The organism is Aquirufa antheringensis, assembly GCF_023921165.1.
In the GTDB taxonomy this organism is placed as follows: domain Bacteria; phylum Bacteroidota; class Bacteroidia; order Cytophagales; family Spirosomataceae; genus Aquirufa; species Aquirufa antheringensis.
In genome coordinates this window covers 2303008-2318864 of the sequence record NZ_CP049835.1, presented here as the reverse complement: position 1 = coordinate 2318864, position 15857 = coordinate 2303008, and the positions used below count along the sequence as shown (strand labels likewise).

The 15857-nt window shown below is 38.0% G+C and carries 17 protein-coding genes; 5 read left to right on the top strand and 12 right to left on the bottom strand.

All coding sequences use genetic code 11. The features are described from left to right. Positions 1 to 31: 31 nt before the first annotated feature. The 11 genes from G9X63_RS10480 to G9X63_RS10430 form a co-directional block, all read right to left on the bottom strand. A complete protein-coding gene (locus G9X63_RS10480) occupies positions 32 to 880 on the bottom strand; it encodes an AraC family transcriptional regulator (protein ID WP_130896724.1) in 849 nt (282 codons plus the stop codon). Then, complete coding sequence (locus tag G9X63_RS10475; protein WP_252622937.1) at positions 877 to 2010, bottom strand: MFS transporter; 1134 nt, start codon at positions 2008 to 2010, stop codon at positions 877 to 879. Before G9X63_RS10475 ends, G9X63_RS10480 begins: the two co-directional genes overlap by 4 nt. Next, positions 2010 to 2540, bottom strand: a complete 531-nt coding sequence (locus tag G9X63_RS10470; RefSeq protein WP_252622935.1) for a 5' nucleotidase, NT5C type — start codon at positions 2538 to 2540, stop codon at positions 2010 to 2012. Before G9X63_RS10470 ends, G9X63_RS10475 begins: the two co-directional genes overlap by 1 nt. A 64-nt stretch (positions 2541 to 2604) precedes the next feature. Then, a complete protein-coding gene (gene groL, locus G9X63_RS10465) occupies positions 2605 to 4236 on the bottom strand; it encodes a chaperonin GroEL (RefSeq protein WP_130923324.1) in 1632 nt (543 codons plus the stop codon). A 29-nt stretch (positions 4237 to 4265) separates the two neighbouring features. Beyond that, on the bottom strand, positions 4266 to 4544 hold the full coding sequence (locus tag G9X63_RS10460) for a co-chaperone GroES (RefSeq protein WP_223130676.1): 279 nt from the start codon (positions 4542 to 4544) through the stop codon (positions 4266 to 4268). A gap of 130 nt (positions 4545 to 4674) precedes the next feature. After that, entirely contained in the window at positions 4675 to 4992 is a 318-nt protein-coding gene (gene secG, locus G9X63_RS10455; RefSeq protein WP_130896719.1) for a preprotein translocase subunit SecG, read from the bottom strand. A 2-nt stretch (positions 4993 to 4994) separates the two neighbouring features. Next, positions 4995 to 5486, bottom strand: a complete 492-nt coding sequence (locus G9X63_RS10450; RefSeq protein ID WP_252622932.1) for a hypothetical protein — start codon at positions 5484 to 5486, stop codon at positions 4995 to 4997. Between the two features lie 37 nt (positions 5487 to 5523). Further along, the gene (locus G9X63_RS10445) at positions 5524 to 6030 is read right to left on the bottom strand and encodes an LptE family protein (protein ID WP_130896717.1); all 507 of its coding nucleotides are present in this window, start codon (positions 6028 to 6030) and stop codon (positions 5524 to 5526) included. After that, positions 6008 to 7294: a sigma-54 interaction domain-containing protein gene (locus tag G9X63_RS10440; protein ID WP_130896716.1), complete on the bottom strand. Its 1287-nt coding sequence runs from the start codon at positions 7292 to 7294 to the stop codon at positions 6008 to 6010. Before G9X63_RS10440 ends, G9X63_RS10445 begins: the two co-directional genes overlap by 23 nt. After that, the gene (miaB, locus tag G9X63_RS10435; protein WP_252622930.1) at positions 7288 to 8703 is read right to left on the bottom strand and encodes a tRNA (N6-isopentenyl adenosine(37)-C2)-methylthiotransferase MiaB; all 1416 of its coding nucleotides are present in this window, start codon (positions 8701 to 8703) and stop codon (positions 7288 to 7290) included. Before miaB ends, G9X63_RS10440 begins: the two co-directional genes overlap by 7 nt. A 52-nt stretch (positions 8704 to 8755) precedes the next feature. Continuing rightward, complete coding sequence (locus G9X63_RS10430) at positions 8756 to 9409, bottom strand: ABC transporter ATP-binding protein (protein WP_252622928.1); 654 nt, start codon at positions 9407 to 9409, stop codon at positions 8756 to 8758. 95 nt (positions 9410 to 9504) lie between these two features. Here G9X63_RS10430 and sucC point away from each other — a divergent pair, with 95 nt between their 5' ends. The 5 genes from sucC to G9X63_RS10405 are packed head-to-tail and all read left to right on the top strand — an operon-like array spanning position 9505 to position 13583. Continuing rightward, positions 9505 to 10695 carry an ADP-forming succinate--CoA ligase subunit beta gene (gene sucC / locus G9X63_RS10425; protein WP_130896713.1) on the top strand — a complete coding sequence of 397 codons (1191 nt, stop codon included), beginning with the start codon at positions 9505 to 9507 and terminating at the stop codon, positions 10693 to 10695. Between the two features lie 3 nt (positions 10696 to 10698). Next, positions 10699 to 11310: a fumarylacetoacetate hydrolase family protein gene (locus G9X63_RS10420; protein WP_252622926.1), complete on the top strand. Its 612-nt coding sequence runs from the start codon at positions 10699 to 10701 to the stop codon at positions 11308 to 11310. Between the two features lies 1 nt (position 11311). Next, on the top strand, positions 11312 to 11752 hold the full coding sequence (bcp, locus tag G9X63_RS10415) for a thioredoxin-dependent thiol peroxidase (protein WP_130896711.1): 441 nt from the start codon (positions 11312 to 11314) through the stop codon (positions 11750 to 11752). A gap of 9 nt (positions 11753 to 11761) precedes the next feature. After that, complete coding sequence (locus tag G9X63_RS10410; RefSeq protein ID WP_252622924.1) at positions 11762 to 12619, top strand: transketolase; 858 nt, start codon at positions 11762 to 11764, stop codon at positions 12617 to 12619. Positions 12620 to 12629: 10 nt separating this feature from the next. Further along, positions 12630 to 13583: a transketolase family protein gene (locus G9X63_RS10405; RefSeq protein ID WP_130923334.1), complete on the top strand. Its 954-nt coding sequence runs from the start codon at positions 12630 to 12632 to the stop codon at positions 13581 to 13583. A 3-nt stretch (positions 13584 to 13586) separates the two neighbouring features. Here G9X63_RS10405 and tamL read toward each other — a convergent pair whose 3' ends face one another. Continuing rightward, on the bottom strand, positions 13587 to 15854 hold the full coding sequence (gene tamL, locus G9X63_RS10400; RefSeq protein WP_130923335.1) for a translocation and assembly module lipoprotein TamL: 2268 nt from the start codon (positions 15852 to 15854) through the stop codon (positions 13587 to 13589). Positions 15855 to 15857 lie beyond the last annotated feature (3 nt).

Below are 15857 nucleotides of genomic sequence, written 5' to 3'. Positions count from 1 at the left end.
TTATGGGATATAAATTGTAAAAAAAGGACAATTATGAATTCTTGTGAAAAATCGAGGTGTAATGAAGCAAATGCTCAGGAGAAATGTATTGCTTAAACTCATCAATGAATTCAGAATCCTTCATGTCAAAAAGACTATTCTTAAGGCTCTTAGGTGTTTTACCGGTATACTTCTTGAACTCATTGATAAAATGAGCGGAATCATAATATCCTAATTGATCCGCTAAATCCTGACTTTTAATGTCTTTAGTCGAAGCGAATAAGGCCAAAGATTGATTAATTCGTTTGATTTGAACGTATTCCTTTGGGCTGATACCTATTACTTCCTGAAATAGTCTGGATAGTGTTTTATAGGAACTAGGCATCGATGTTGAATCACCTTCGAGCTCCTGCAACATCAATAATAATTTCAAATACTTTTTAGCCTGTTTTTCAATCAAATGGGCTAATAAGTAGGCTTCTATTGTTTCGCAACGTTCATCAAAATTGTTTGTTAGACGTAATGATGGGAGATCTGGCAAGAGCGTGTCTGCTGCAGAACTCTCATTATTCGTTGCAGAAATAGGAGAGGGCAAAAAAGCAAATAGCCCTCCCACCCGAAATTTAACACCAAAAATGTGAATACCTGGTTGGTGTTTATAAAAGTTAGGAGCTTGATGCAAACCTTCTAATTGTATTCCATTAATCGGCTGAAAGTGATCTGTGTTAGCATGTGACCGAAAATACTCTATACCCAATGAATAGGTGAGCACTGTTTGATCCTCAGGAAAAATTGTCTCTATATCATAGGGTATAATACCAGTTACGTCCACCTGTTTTTCCCACAAATGGTCAACAAATGGCGCTAAGGCCGCAGAAGGTTTCCGGTATTCGATGATCATTTTTTACTTGCCCAAGTTTTGGAAATAAAAGCCGCTAAGAATCCTAAAACAACAATCAGAAATAATGCTTTATCTAATCCCACGAAATCAGATAAGTAGCCAATTAATACGGGACCTAATAAAAAACCTATATAGGCAATCGTAGACACTCCAGCTATGGCAATGGAAGGCATAATTTCTTTCTGATTTCCCGCTTGTGAATAGATTAACGGGACAATAGTGGATATTCCAATTCCAGTTAAAAAACAACCGCCTATTTTAAGGTAAATGGAGGAAAATAAAAGCGTAAGCAACATCCCTAAGCCTATTAAAATGCCATTTACTATTAATATGTTAGACACACCATATTTCAGTGAAATTTTATCTCCTACAAAACGTCCTAACACCATCGCCGCAGCAAAGAAAGAAAAACCAATCGTAATTGGGAAAGGGGAGTCTGGGCTGTATTCTTTGAAATACAAAGAGATCCAATCCGCCATAGCCCCTTCACATAACATGCCACAAAAAGCAATAAAGGAAAGAATAATCAGATATGGACCTAAATTTAAGATAGAGGATTTTGGTTTGGACTCATCTTGTACTGGCTTATCCGTCAACAGATTCGGAAAACTGAATGGAATTAATAAAATATTAGATAAGGCCACTAAACTAAAATGTTCGGTAGTTGTAAAATGTTCCTTCTCTAAAATTCCACCTAAAAAGGCACCTGCCATTAAACCTATGGAAAACACCGCATGAAAGGACGACATAATGATCTTATTCATTTTAGCCTCTAAACTAACCACCTGTGTATTCATGGCTATATTCATAATATCCCCTGCCATTCCAAAAAAGAAAAGACCCACAAATAAGGTAATAGGTGAGCTCAATAGACTTAAGCTAGGGATTACAATTACATACAGTACTATCGCCATGATACAAATCCAGCGAGAGGCGTACTTAGTCAATAACCAACCTGCAATAGGCAAAGAGACTAATGAACCAATCGGTAGCCCCATCAGAACTGTTCCTAATTGTGCATCAGAAAGGCTTAAAAACGATTTGAAATCAGGAATACGCGTAGCCCAAGTGGCGAAATTTAAACCACAAATAAAAAATAAAATACCAATACTAAAACGCGCCTTTTTCATCAATCTAACAGTAATTTTTCAACTTCCTTCCAATTATTGACCCGCTGGAAATCATGGATATGCAAATTGTGCGGTGCAGTAAATAGGAGGGGAGTGCCCGTAAATGTGTGTAAATTCTTTTCATGATCATCAATCAAGTAATCTGCTTGAATCATGTGTTTATGCCCACAGAAAACGATATGTTTCCACGTGATAAAAGGAAAATATTGCTCCATCCATCCTATTTTCTCTTTTAGTGAATTAGGAAATTCGGTAGCTGCAGAAACGATGAAAACTTCATAGCGTTCCGTTAATTTTTTGACTACCTCTATGGCATCTTCATTTACGGGAATATGTTCAAAGAAACCCGGTTCCCATAAAAAGGAGTTATTAGCTAAATAGTGACTATAAAACTCTTCTTTCACGGATGTATTCCCTGACATTAGTTCTTCGTAACTATATTTTTTTTCAACTAATTGATTAATTCGATCAATGATAACGTGCGTGGTCTTCGCCAAAACGTCATCCATATCAATGGCAATTCTTTTCATACGCTCATATTCAAAAAAAAACTCCCCAAATATGGGGAGTTTTCAAGGATTAATCTAATTAAAATTACATCATTCCACCCATTCCACCGCCACCTGGGCCATGTCCATGAGCTGGTTCGTTTGCCGGTTTGTCAGCAATCACACACTCTGTTGTTAACAACAAGCCTGCGATAGACGCAGCATTTTCTAATGCTAAACGTGTAACCTTAGTAGGGTCAATAATACCCGCAGCGATCATATTTTCATATTTATCTTCGCGTGCATTGTAACCGAAATCATCTTTCCCAGCTTTTACAGCATTGATTACTACAGAACCTTCACCACCCGCATTCGCAACGATAGTACGTAATGGTGATTCAACTGCTTGACGGATGATGTTGATACCTGTTAATTGATCTTCATTTTCGCCTTTTAATTTATCTAAAGCTTGGATAGCGCGAATAAGTGCGACACCACCACCAGCTACGATACCTTCTTCAACAGCGGCACGAGTAGCGTGTAATGCATCATCAACGCGGTCTTTCTTCTCTTTCATCTCTACTTCCGTAGCAGCACCGATGTAAAGAATAGCTACACCACCGGATAACTTAGCTAAACGCTCTTGTAATTTCTCACGATCGTAATCAGATGTTGTATTCTCGATTTGAGCTTTGATCTGATTCACACGATTTTCAATATTGTCTTTTGATCCAGCGCCATTTACAATAGTCGTATTGTCTTTGTCAATGATCACTTTCTCAGCTTGACCTAAATATTCGATCGTTGCATTTTCTAATTTGAAACCTCTTTCTTCTGCGATAACAGTACCGCCCGTTAAGATCGCGATATCTTCTAGCATCGCTTTACGACGATCACCGAAACCTGGAGCCTTCACAGCAGCCACTTTCAATGCTCCGCGCATTTTGTTAACAACTAGAGTAGCTAAAGCCTCTCCATCCACATCTTCAGAGATGATCAATAGGGGACGACCCGTTTGTGCTACTGCTTCTAATACAGGAAGTAATTCCTTCATAGAAGAAACCTTCTTCTCAGAGATCAAAATGAATGGTTTTTCTAATTCAACCTCCATTTTGTCTGTATTTGTTACGAAGTAAGCAGATAAATAACCACGATCGAACTGCATACCTTCTACTGTTTTTACTTCAGTTTCAGTACCACGAGCTTCTTCTACGGTAATAACACCTTCACGACCGACTTTCTCCATAGCTGAAGAAATCATCGTTCCGATTTCAGAATCATTGTTTGCAGAAATCGTTGCTACCTGAGCAATTTCTTTAGAAGTGGTGATCGCACGAGATTGTTTTTTCAAATCAGCTACGATTGCGTCAACCGCCTTCTCTATACCGCGTTTCAAATCCATTGGATTGGCACCCGCAGCTACGTTTTTAGAACCAATGGTGTAGATAGATTGAGCTAATACAGTGGCAGTTGTTGTACCGTCACCAGCCTGATCAGCGGTTTTAGAAGCAACCTCTTTTACTAATTGAGCACCCATGTTTTCCACAGCGTCCTCTAATTCAATTTCTTTTGCTACCGATACACCATCTTTTGTAATCGATGGGGAACCGAATTTCTTATCAATAATAACATTGCGACCTTTAGGTCCTAAAGTTACTTTAACTGCATTTGCAAGGGTATCAACCCCTCTTTTCATCTTTTCGCGCGCTTCGCTGTCGAAAAATAGTTCCTTTGCCATATGATTTTGTAATTAATGAATTGTTAAAATTATAAAACTGCAAAAATGTCAGACTCACGCATGATTAGGTAATCTTTACCGTCAATAGTGATTTCTGTACCAGAGTATTTACCGTACAAAACTGAATCACCTACTTTTACAGTGATAGGCTCGTCTTTCTTTCCATTTCCCACCGCTACGATTGTTCCTTTTTGTGGTTTCTCTTTCGCTGTGTCAGGAATAATGATACCAAATGCTGTTTTTTCTTCAGCTTGAGCTGGTTCTACAACAACCCGATCCGCTAAGGGCTTAATACTTAAATTTGACATGTGTTATAAATTTAATTTTAAATTAGAGATTATACATCCATGCGAACATGGTACAAAGGCTTATACAATAATAATGCCAAAACTCATTGCTGAAATTTTGGCAGTATTAAAAAGACTATATAAGTAAAAACTATTGCTTAGGCGCTACTGGAGCAGGAGCAACAGGTACCGTTTTAGTAGCTGCTTTTTCTACGTTTACAGAAGTACTTGTTTCTTTAGCATCGGATAAAGTGAAATTAGTTACTAAAACTAAAACCAAAATAGCAATGGAGAAACCCCAAGTTAATTGTTCCACAAGATCACCCGTTTTTTGAACGCCAAACATCTGAGTAGCCCCAGAAGAAGAAAATTCTCCGCTAATACCACCACCTTTCGGGTTTTGTACTAAAATAAGCACAACTAACAAGGCTGAAAAGATAACAATCAATGAAATTAATAAAGTAAACATATTTATTCTGTTAGTAAATTTTGTATTTCTAAAATTCGAGTTGCAAAGTAAAGTCTTTTTTCAGGTTTAATCAAACTTAACTTCTCATATAATTCAATCGCTTGTAAATATTTACCTTGCTTTGTTAATAGAATAGCCACCGTTTCAGATACGGGTAGGGCAAACGTTGTGGCTGCTAAATCTTCTTGAGGGGTATCATCTAAATCACTTCTTTTGGGTTTAGCTAAAGTAGGCTGATTTAAAATAAACTGATCAATAAGGGAATCTTGTAGGGCTTTGATTTCTTCTGCAGGAATAATTTCTGGTATTTCTTCCATTTCACTAGAAATATCATAAATAGACTCAAAGTATTGTCTGCGTTGAGAAGACTGAAGCGCAATCTTTTGCTGCTTTAAAATAGAAAAACGCTCATTCCAATGAAGTAAATAGAAATAGGGATAAATAGCTTTATCCTGATTTAGGTCCATTTGATCCGACCGATCAATTTTGTTCAATAAGAACCAAAGCTTTTGTGCTTTCGAAGTTTCCATATTACCAGTCTCCCGCAATTTTATTAAACAAATCTAAAATAATCTGATCTACTAATTTAGGAATCAAAGCTTTTTCCACTTGTGTCAATGTCTGACTTTGTGGAAAATCTTGATAGAATGAAAATTCTTGTTCAAAATTCTTGTCCTCATCTAAACGATTTATCAACCGAAATTGAACACGCAATGTAATGCGATTTAATCCGGCTTTATCATCTCCAGTAGGTGCTTGAGGCGTTAATTCATAACCTACAATACTTCCCTCAATTAATAAATCAGGGTTCTTATTATTAATCTTTAATGAGGTGTTGCGCTGAAAGTACTCTTTTAACTTTTCATTTAATTCCAAACTAAGGTTAGCGGGACCACCAGCTGTTTCCATGCGGATATTGCTGACTTGTATTGTCTTAAGGTTAGGATCTAAACTAGCTCCTTTAAAGCTATAACAGGAGGATAAACCCACTATTACTGCTCCCAAAACGAATACATTAATCCATTTCTTCCAAATCATATTGCTTGATTTTACGGTACAAAGTACGTTCCGAGATTCCTAAATCTTTTGCCGCGTACTTACGTTTGTTCTTATTCTTCTTTAAGGCTCGGATAATGATTTCTTTTTCTTGTTTCTCTAAGGATAACGTCACATCGTTAGCAGGTAAGATGACCTCTTCATAATTCGAATCAATGGGTTCATCTTCATATTTCATCTCCTCTTGCTCGTGTACAGGTAAAGATAATCCAGAAGGTGTATTACTCACTTCAGGATGATTTCTAACATCCTCAAAGATGGCCATATTATCGTGTAGAATCTCGTACGCTTTGGACTGATCTGATTCCACTACTTTCAATAATATCTTTTTCAATTCTGTTACATCTCGCTTTAAATCAAACAAGATTTTATACAAGATCTCCCGCTCATTCATTCCCTCAGGACCGGAAAAAGCATCTGATTTGACGACCGAATTGCCTAATTTGGGCTCATTGAAGTCCAAATAATACTGTAACTGCAATTCATCTATGATTCGATCGCCTAATTCCAAAACTGAAATTTGTTCTGCCAAATTTTTTAATTGACGTATATTACCTGGAAAACGCTGTTTTTGAAGCAAATCTTTTGCTTCTTTCGTCAGCATAATCGGTTTTACTCGATGTGATTCCGAAAAATCAGTCGTAAACTTCCTGAAAAGTAATTCAATGTCATCTCCGCGTTCACGCAAAGGTGGAACGTAAATAGGAACTGTACTTAATCGATAATACAGATCCTCTCTGAATTTTCCTTTTTCAATGGCCTGCTGTAAGTTGAGATTCGTGGCAGCCACAACGCGCGCATTGGTCTTTTGTACTTTAGAGGATCCAACACGGTAAAATTCCCCATTCTCTAACACACGCAACAACCGTGCTTGAGTACCTAGAGGCATTTCGGCTATTTCATCTAGAAAGATGGTTCCCCCATCCGTTACTTCAAAATATCCTTTACGCGCTTCAATAGCACCTGTAAAAGATCCTTTCTCATGCCCAAACAATTCAGAATCAATCGTTCCTTCCGGTATTGCACCACAGTTTACAGCGATAAAGGCACCATGTTTGCGTTTAGAAAGGGAATGAATAATTTTAGAAAAGGATTCTTTACCTGAACCACTTTCCCCTGTAATCAATACGGTCATATCCGTCGCGGCTACTTGTTCCGCTACAGAAATGGCACGCAAAAGGGCAGGGGCATTGCCTATGATCCCAAATCGTGCTTTTATACTGGCAAGATGACTATTATCTAACATAATTCACCTAATAAAGTTCCTGATGTACAATGAGTTACATTGACAAATACATAATCTCCTTTAACTTCATTTCCTTTTGGAAAAACGACTACTTTATTTGAATCAATTTTTCCAAAATGATGTAGTTTCGATTTCTTCGAATCTCCCTCAACTAAAACTTGCACCTTTCTACCCACCCACATTTCATTGCGTTTAGCAGAATGTATGCGTTGTAAATCAATAATTTCCTGCAGACGACGCATCTTTACTTCTTCTGGCACATCATCTGTTAATTTCTTTTCCGCTGGTGTTCCTGGTCGCTCAGAATAAGCAAACATATATCCAAAATCATATTCTACTTCCGCTAACAAGGATAAAGTGTCCTGGTGATCTTCTTCAGTCTCAGTGCAGAACCCAGCAATCATATCTTGAGAAACGCCGCATTCTTCACCTAAAATGTTTCGGATGGACTTAATTCGGTCTAGGTACCATTCTCGAGTATACGAACGCTTCATTAATTCCAAAATTCGATTACTCCCGCTCTGTGCAGGTAAATGAATATTCTTACAGATGTTATCGTATTTCTTCATCGTATACAATACTTCGTCTGTGATATCTTTTGGATGCGAAGTAGAGAATCGAACGCGTAACAAAGGACTGACTAAGGCAACGGCCTCCAGTAAATGGGCAAAATTGACCAATTGACCCTCTTCAGAGGTCCATTTGTAGGAGTCTACGTTTTGACCAAGTAAAGTTACTTCCCGATAACCTTGCTGGAATAATTTCTCGCATTCTGCGATAATTGATGGTAAATCACGTGATCTTTCGCGTCCTCTCGTATAAGGAACAACGCAGAAAGTACACATATTGTCGCAACCACGCATGATACTGACCATAGCCGTAACACCGTTTGAATTTAGTCGAACAGGTTCGATGTTGCCGTAAGTTTCCTCGCGAGAGAGGAAAACGTTGATGGCTTTTTGGCCATTCGAAACTTCGTCTAATAGCGCAGGAAGATCACGATACGCATCTGGACCGGCTACTAAATCGACAATCTTTTCATCATCGATTAACTTGGTCTTCAAGCGTTCCGCCATACAACCTAAAATCCCTACAGTTAATGCAGGATTCTTTGCCTTTAAATGAGTGAATACCTGAAGACGATGGCGAATCTTATGTTCCGCGTTTTCGCGAATGGCACACGTATTTAATAAAATGGTATGGGCTTCTTTAACGTTAGATGTTGTAACGTAACCGTTTTCTTGTAGGATGGCGGTCACGACTTCGGAGTCTGCAAAATTCATTTGACAGCCATAACTTTCGATATAAACCTTTCTTCCAAAAGAGTTCTCTGCCACCTGATCCTCCGAAATTCTTGGAACATCCAAACCCTCTTTCTCTTCCTTCGTCAGTACTTTTAAATCTTGCATTTTACAATCAATGAAATTTAGATTGCAAATTTATGACATTTTGGCAGTAATTCTATTCGATTCTACCGGAATTTAGATAAATAACCTGATCAGAATGGGAGGTTAATTTCTCATTGTGCGTAACCATGATTATCCGTTGTTGCCAAACCGCTTTTAATTCAACAAACAGGGCATACAATGTTTCTGCATTCTTATTATCCAAATTACCTGTGGGCTCATCCGCTAACAAGAGGGTAGGGCGATTAATCAAAGCGCGGGCAACCGCTACTCGCTGTTGCTCTCCACCTGATATTTGTGAAGGTAATTTATGCAGAATGGGTTGAATTCCTAAGGTTTGGACTATTTTATCAAATAGTTCTAAATCAGCTTCACCCAGTTTACCACCTTTAATAAAGAGAGGGAACTTGATGTTTTCTTCACAAGTAAACTCGCCTAATAAATGATGAAACTGAAAGACGAAACCTAGTTTCTTATTTCGGAATGTAGCTTGATCTTTTTCTGATAGCGCAGCATAATCAATCCCATCTAAGTATATTTGACCAGCATCTGCTTTCATTAATAAGCCCATAATCTGCAGCAGCGTACTTTTACCAGATCCTGATGGGCCTAAAATACTCACCATTTCAGACTCCATTACTTGTAAAGAGATATTGTCTAGAATTAATTGAGTTCCATAACTTTTGGAAATATTTTTTAATTCTAACATTTTTTTGTCTTTTTTTTAGAAAATACGAATGAATGACTGGTTATTTAATATTTACGCAAATAAATAGTAATTTCACGAAATTAAAATTTTACTAAATGAATATTCACGAATATCAAGCGAAAGAAATCTTAAAAGGTTACGGAGTGCGCATTCAAGAAGGAATTGTGATTGACTCTGTTGACAACGCTATTTCAGCGGCTGAGCAATTGAAAGCTCAGACTGGCACGGGATGGTTTGTTGTTAAAGCTCAAATTCATGCGGGTGGCCGTGGAAAAGGGGGCGGTGTTAAACTAGCTAAAAGTTTAGATGAAGTAAAAGAGCGCGTTTCTCAAATATTGGGAATGCAATTAATTACGCATCAAACTGGTCCTGAAGGAAAGAAAGTTAACAAAGTTTTAATTTCTGAAGATGTGTATTATCCTGGCGATTCTGAGCCGAAGGAGTACTATTTATCGATCTTATTAGACCGCGCAAAGGCTTGCAATGTCATCATGGCAAGTACGGAAGGTGGAATGGACATCGAAGAGGTAGCGGAGCATAGCCCAGAAAAAATCATTAAAGAATGGATCGATCCACGTGTAGGTCTACAAGACTTCCAGGCACGTAAGGTAGCCTTTGCTTTAGGCTTAAGTGGAGTTGCTTTGAAAGAGATGGTTAAATTCATCCAATCATTGTACCGTGCTTATGTAGAGACTGATTCATCTATGTTTGAAATCAACCCTGTGTTGAAGACATCTGATGATAAAATCTTAGCGGTAGATGCTAAAGTGAACTTAGATGATAATGCTTTATTCCGTCACAAAGACTTAGCGGTTTTACGTGATATCGAAGAAGAAGATCCATTAGAGGTAGAAGCATCTGAAAATGATCTTAACTACGTTAAATTAGATGGTAACGTAGGTTGCATGGTAAACGGAGCTGGTTTAGCGATGGCTACTATGGATATTATTAAATTATCTGGTGGCGATCCCGCTAACTTCCTTGATGTAGGGGGTGGAGCAAACGCGAAAACAGTTGAAGCTGGTTTCCGCATTATCCTACAAGATCCCAATGTAAAAGCAATCTTGATCAATATCTTCGGTGGTATCGTTCGTTGTGATCGCGTTGCAAATGGGGTGGTAGAAGCGTACAAAAATATTGGTGAGATTAATATCCCTATCATTGTTCGTCTACAAGGAACAAATGCAGAAGAAGGTGCTGCGATCATTAATAACTCTGGCTTGAAAGTATTCTCAGCTGTTTTATTAAAAGATGCCGCTCGTTTAGTATCAGAAGTATTGAAATAAGCCATGAAAATTATTTGCATCGGTCGTAATTACGTAGATCATATTACTGAATTATCGAATGAAAGGCCTACTGAACCGGTGGTCTTCTTAAAGCCTGATACGGCTTTAATAGATGCAAATAGTCACTTTTACTATCCTAAATTCTCCTCTGACGTTCATTACGAATTAGAGTTAGTATTTAGGATAGGCAAAGTGGGCAAAAATATTGAAGCTAAATTTGCACACAAGTACATCGATTCTTACGGCTTAGGTATTGACTTTACAGCTAGAGATGTACAGAGTAAATTAAAGGAAAAAGGACTTCCTTGGGAAAAAGCCAAAGCCTTTAATGGTTCTGCCTTTGTTAGTGCAATGCAGCCTTTTGAACCTTCCATTCTGGAAAACCCTATTCACTTTACGTTGCACAAAAACGGAGCATTAGTTCAAGATGGAAATTCTGAGTTGATGATTTGGAATGTAGCAGAACTGATTGAAGAAGTCTCCAAGTATTTTACGCTAAAAACGGGGGATTATATTTTTACCGGTACACCTGCGGGTGTGGGTCCTGTTGCCATCGGAGATGTATTGACTGGGGCATTAGAGGATTCTCCCTTATTTGAATTAGCTATCTCATAATATGAAACTACAAATAGGTAATGCAGCTCCTACCATATCCATGGTGGACTCTGACGGAAACAATTTTGCTATCCCTAGTGGAAAGAAAACAGTCTTGTATTTTTATCCCAAGGATAATACACCCGGTTGTACTGCTCAGGCCTGCAATCTGAATGAAAATCTAGATGCACTTCAAGCCAAAGGTTTTCAAGTAGTAGGAGTAAGTATTGATACCAACGCTTCTCACACTAAGTTTAAAGCAAAATACAATTTAGCTTTCCCTCTTTTATCTGATCCTGAACATCAATTAGCGGAAGCTTTTGGTGTCTGGGTAGAGAAATCGATGTACGGAAAGCAATATATGGGCGTAGCAAGAACTACGTTTATCATCGACGAAAACGGAATTATTATTGACATTATCGAAAAGGTGGATACGAAGAACCACAGTTCTCAAATTCACTAATCACCTACCATGCAAACACAAGAAATACAAAAAATCAGCTCTCAGGTTCGCAGAGACATTTTAAGAATGGTTCACGGTTGCCAATCCGGTCACCCAGGTGGATCATTAGGTTGTACAGATCTTTTAGTGGATCTGTATTTTAGCACGATGAATCTGAAAACAGATGCTGCCGGAAAAGTAGTGTTTGATATGGATGGAACGAATGAGGATTTATTCTTCTTATCTAATGGCCATATTTCTCCATTAATCTACAGCGTGTTAGCTCGTCGTGGTTATTTCCCTACGGCTGAATTAGCTACGTTTAGAAAAATTGATACGCGTCTTCAAGGACACCCAACTCCACATGAGCACTTAGAAGGTATTCGTATTGCGTCAGGTTCGTTAGGACAAGGTCTTAGTGTGTCTATCGGAGCTGCACAAGCAAAGAAATTAAATGGTGACAAGTCTACCGTTTTCTGTTTAATGGGTGATGGGGAACAAAATGAAGGCCAAGTATGGGAAGCTGCGATGTATGCTCCTCATCACAAGGTGGACAATTTGATTGCTTTCATTGATGAAAATGGACAGCAAATTGATGGTCCTACAGAGAAAGTAATGAGCAACCGTGATTTAGAGGCTAAATACAAAGCATTTGGTTGGAATGTGATGCGTATGGACGGTAATAATGCGGTGGATATACAAAATACGCTAATTAAGGCCAAAGCTGAATTAGGAAAAGGATCTCCTATCATGATTATCATGAAAACAGAAATGGGTGCTGGTGTAGACTTTATGATGTATTCACATAAATGGCATGGTGTAGCACCTAATGACCAACAATTACAAGACGCATTAGCGCAATTAGAAGAAACTTTAGGCGATTATTAATCAGATAGAAATGGCATTATTTACCTACGAAACAAAAAAGGATACACGCTCGGGTTTTGGAGCGGGTATGGAGTATTTAAGTCAGCATAACCCTAAAGTGGTCGCATTGTGCGCTGATTTAATTGGTTCATTGAAATTAGAAGGATTTATCAAGAATAGCCCTGAGCGTTTTTTCCAAACAGGTATCGCAGAAGCGAACATGATTGGTATTTCAGCAGGTTTAACGTTAGGTGGTTTTATTCCTTTCGCTACGACCTTTGCTAACTTTGGAACGGGTCGTGTTTATGACCAAATCCGTCAATCAGTAGCCTATTCTGGAAAGAATGTGAAGATCTGTTGTTCTCACGCTGGTTTAACGCTAGGAGAGGATGGAGCAACGCACCAGATTTTGGAAGATATCGGCTTAATGAAGATGTTGCCAGGAATGGTGGTTATTAACCCTTGTGATTACAACCAAACTAAGGCAGCTACTATCGCCATTGCCGATTACGAAGGTCCAGTATATTTACGTTTTGGACGTCCAGTAGTTCCTGTATTCACACCAGAAGATCAAAAATTTGAAATTGGTAAAGCTTTGCATTTAGTAGAGGGTACTGATGTAACAATCTTAGCGACGGGTCACCTAGTTTGGGAAGCTATTCAGGCTGCCGAAGCTTTATTAGAAAAAGGTATCAAAGCAGAGGTGATTAATATTCACACGATTAAACCATTAGATGTGCAAGCTATTTTAGCTTCTGTTAAAAAGACAGGTTGTGTCGTGACGGCTGAGGAGCATCAGTACAATGGTGGATTGGGGGATTCAGTGGCTCAATATTTAGCCATGAACCATCCTACACCAATGGAGTTCGTAGGAGTGAACGATTCTTTCGGAGAATCAGGAAAGCCAGCCGAATTAATGGAAAAATATGGTTTAAATGCCGAAGCTATCGTAGCGAAAGCAATCAAGGTAATGGCACGTAAATAATCCTTAAAAGGGATAGCCAATACCGATATTAAATTCAATTGGGTTTTGTCCTCCTTCGAAAGAAGTTTGTGACAGAACCCATTTTTGATTTACAGGATTAGCCGGATTAATGACTTTAGTGGCTAAATCAAGGCGCAATAGAAAGAAGTCAAAATCCCAACGAAGGCCAAAGCCTGTGCCTACCGCAATCTGATTATAGAAGTCACTCAAATGAAATTGGGTACTAGGATCCGTATTTCCTTGTGTCATATTCCAAACATTACCTGCATCCACGAAGAAGGCTCCATTCATTTGGCCAAATAAAGGGAATAATCTAAATCGATATTCAATCGATGATTCTATTAAAATACTACCCGGCTGCTCTACTAGACTTGACGAGGAAACATAAGAGCCTGGTCCCAAACGACGCGGTTTCCATGCTCTGACGCTAGAAGGCCCACCGATGAAAAAGTTTTTTTCATAAGGTAATTGATAGTCATTTTCATCACCATAGGCATAGGCTACTCCTCCTATGAGTTTAAAAGCTAATTGAGATTTCTGATTTCGACCCAGCATTTTATATTTACGGTAATCAAAATTCAACCGTAAAAAGCGGTAAAACTGGATATCTTGTCCACTATTCAACAGATCAGTTACGAAACTAAATTTATGACTTGGAACTAAATTTAAGGTCGAACCTCCAGATTCGAGCCCAATTTGAAAAATTTTTCCATTCTTCAACTCATTGCTGGGTAGTAAGTCCCGGTAAATGTATTGAAATGACAAACTACTCACAAAACTGGGATTGAAACTTCGGTATAAATTATTCCCTTTACCTTTTAATTCATCTAAATAGGCTTTAAATGAATCTGATGTGGCAGTCTCCGGATAAATGGTATTTAATAAATTGAGGTTAATCAAAGAAAATGTAAAGAAGCTATATTCACTTTTTTGCCAAGTATATCGTTGAAACAAATTCAAATTAGTACGTTGGTATTCCGGACGATTAATGAAATCAAAACCAACACCCACGGAAGTCTTTGCTCCGTAATAGGAACCTAATTTTCCTATCAATGCCTTAGGCAAGTACAGACTAGGGAAGTTGATGGAGGCAGAAACGTTCAATTCTAAATTATTACGCGTATCTGTCGTATTAATAAATCCAGATTGAGCTTCATATCCGATTCGTGTAGAAAAATCAAAATAATCTAAACTCGAAAAAAGCCGTCTGACTTTAAATGAATTCGTTAGAAAAGGCCCTGGTATTCCTCTAAATATGCTACCTCCTAATTCAGAGCTAAAATTGTATTTTTCATTTTGGAATAACTCAATCTTAGGAAACAACCTAGTTCTCGTCGTATCGAATCGAATAGATACCGTTTTAAACTGATCTGTTAGGTAGATATTCTTTAAACTCTGATTAAATAAATCGACTGAATACAAGTCATCTTCCTGAAGGTTGATTAACTTACTTAGACTCTTTAAAGGCGGATGTTCTGCTGGATTTCCAAAAGGATCTGAGATACTAAATTCCGGAACACCTATGCGATAAAGGCGATCATAATTAGCAATAAGTGTATGATTCTTAAACTCCGGTATTTTATAATAAAGCGAAATGCGTCGTAATGTCGAATCTTTCACATCATTAATCCGGATACCTACAGCATCCGGCGAAAAATAATAATAACCTTCGTTTCGCAAATGATGACTTAATTGCTCTTTTTCCTTTTTTAATACCTCTAATTTTAACCGACCCATGGGACGAATTAGACTATTTTCTTTTATGTAAGAATTAACGTGCTCTGCTAAAATGGGATTATCAACCGAAAGCGAGTCCTCTTTTGTGAAATAACTAGGTTCTCCTTCCTCAATCTCAAAAGTTACATTAACTAAATTAGCTATAGAATCTACATTCGACTTTATCTTGGCTTTTAAGAAGCCATTTTCTCGATAATAGCGTTCGATTTGTACCTTGTTTGTCGTTAACCATGCTAAATTATAACTAGGGTTAGGGGACTTAAAGAATTGAATGAAACTAGGTTTAATTTCAAGAGAATCTTTTCTTTTCCTTTTAATGCCCAGATAAGTGTATAATTTTGCAGGCAGTAATCGGCGATATGAATTCTTAACGCCCATTACATTGGTGCGTAATTCAGCTTTAGAAATTTGACGATTACCCGTTAAGTTAATTTGATTTATAACAGGACTCGGGATCTCAAAGGAGTGGTATTGACCACAAGAAATGAGCCCTATACTGAGGATAATAAAACCGATAATTGATTGATTCTTCAAGAG

Bases quoted from the DNA above. Each gene is read 5' to 3' on its own strand.
- G9X63_RS10480 (WP_130896724.1), bottom strand. From the start codon at position 880: ATGATCATCGAATACCGGAAACCTTCTGCGGCCTTAGCGCCATTTGTT.
- G9X63_RS10445 (WP_130896717.1), bottom strand. From the start codon at position 6,030: ATGATTTGGAAGAAATGGATTAATGTATTCGTTTTGGGAGCAGTAATA.
- G9X63_RS10440 (WP_130896716.1), bottom strand. From the start codon at position 7,294: ATGTTAGATAATAGTCATCTTGCCAGTATAAAAGCACGATTTGGGATC.
- G9X63_RS10420 (WP_252622926.1), top strand. From the start codon at position 10,699: ATGAAAATTATTTGCATCGGTCGTAATTACGTAGATCATATTACTGAA.
- G9X63_RS10460 (WP_223130676.1), bottom strand. From the start codon at position 4,544: ATGTCAAATTTAAGTATTAAGCCCTTAGCGGATCGGGTTGTTGTAGAA.
- G9X63_RS10475 (WP_252622937.1), bottom strand. From the start codon at position 2,010: ATGAAAAAGGCGCGTTTTAGTATTGGTATTTTATTTTTTATTTGTGGT.
- G9X63_RS10410 (WP_252622924.1), top strand. From the start codon at position 11,762: ATGCAAACACAAGAAATACAAAAAATCAGCTCTCAGGTTCGCAGAGAC.
- groL (WP_130923324.1), bottom strand. From the start codon at position 4,236: ATGGCAAAGGAACTATTTTTCGACAGCGAAGCGCGCGAAAAGATGAAA.
- secG (WP_130896719.1), bottom strand. From the start codon at position 4,992: ATGTTTACTTTATTAATTTCATTGATTGTTATCTTTTCAGCCTTGTTA.
- miaB (WP_252622930.1), bottom strand. From the start codon at position 8,703: ATGCAAGATTTAAAAGTACTGACGAAGGAAGAGAAAGAGGGTTTGGAT.
- bcp (WP_130896711.1), top strand. From the start codon at position 11,312: ATGAAACTACAAATAGGTAATGCAGCTCCTACCATATCCATGGTGGAC.
- G9X63_RS10470 (WP_252622935.1), bottom strand. From the start codon at position 2,540: ATGAAAAGAATTGCCATTGATATGGATGACGTTTTGGCGAAGACCACG.
- G9X63_RS10430 (WP_252622928.1), bottom strand. From the start codon at position 9,409: ATGTTAGAATTAAAAAATATTTCCAAAAGTTATGGAACTCAATTAATT.
- G9X63_RS10405 (WP_130923334.1), top strand. From the start codon at position 12,630: ATGGCATTATTTACCTACGAAACAAAAAAGGATACACGCTCGGGTTTT.
- sucC (WP_130896713.1), top strand. From the start codon at position 9,505: ATGAATATTCACGAATATCAAGCGAAAGAAATCTTAAAAGGTTACGGA.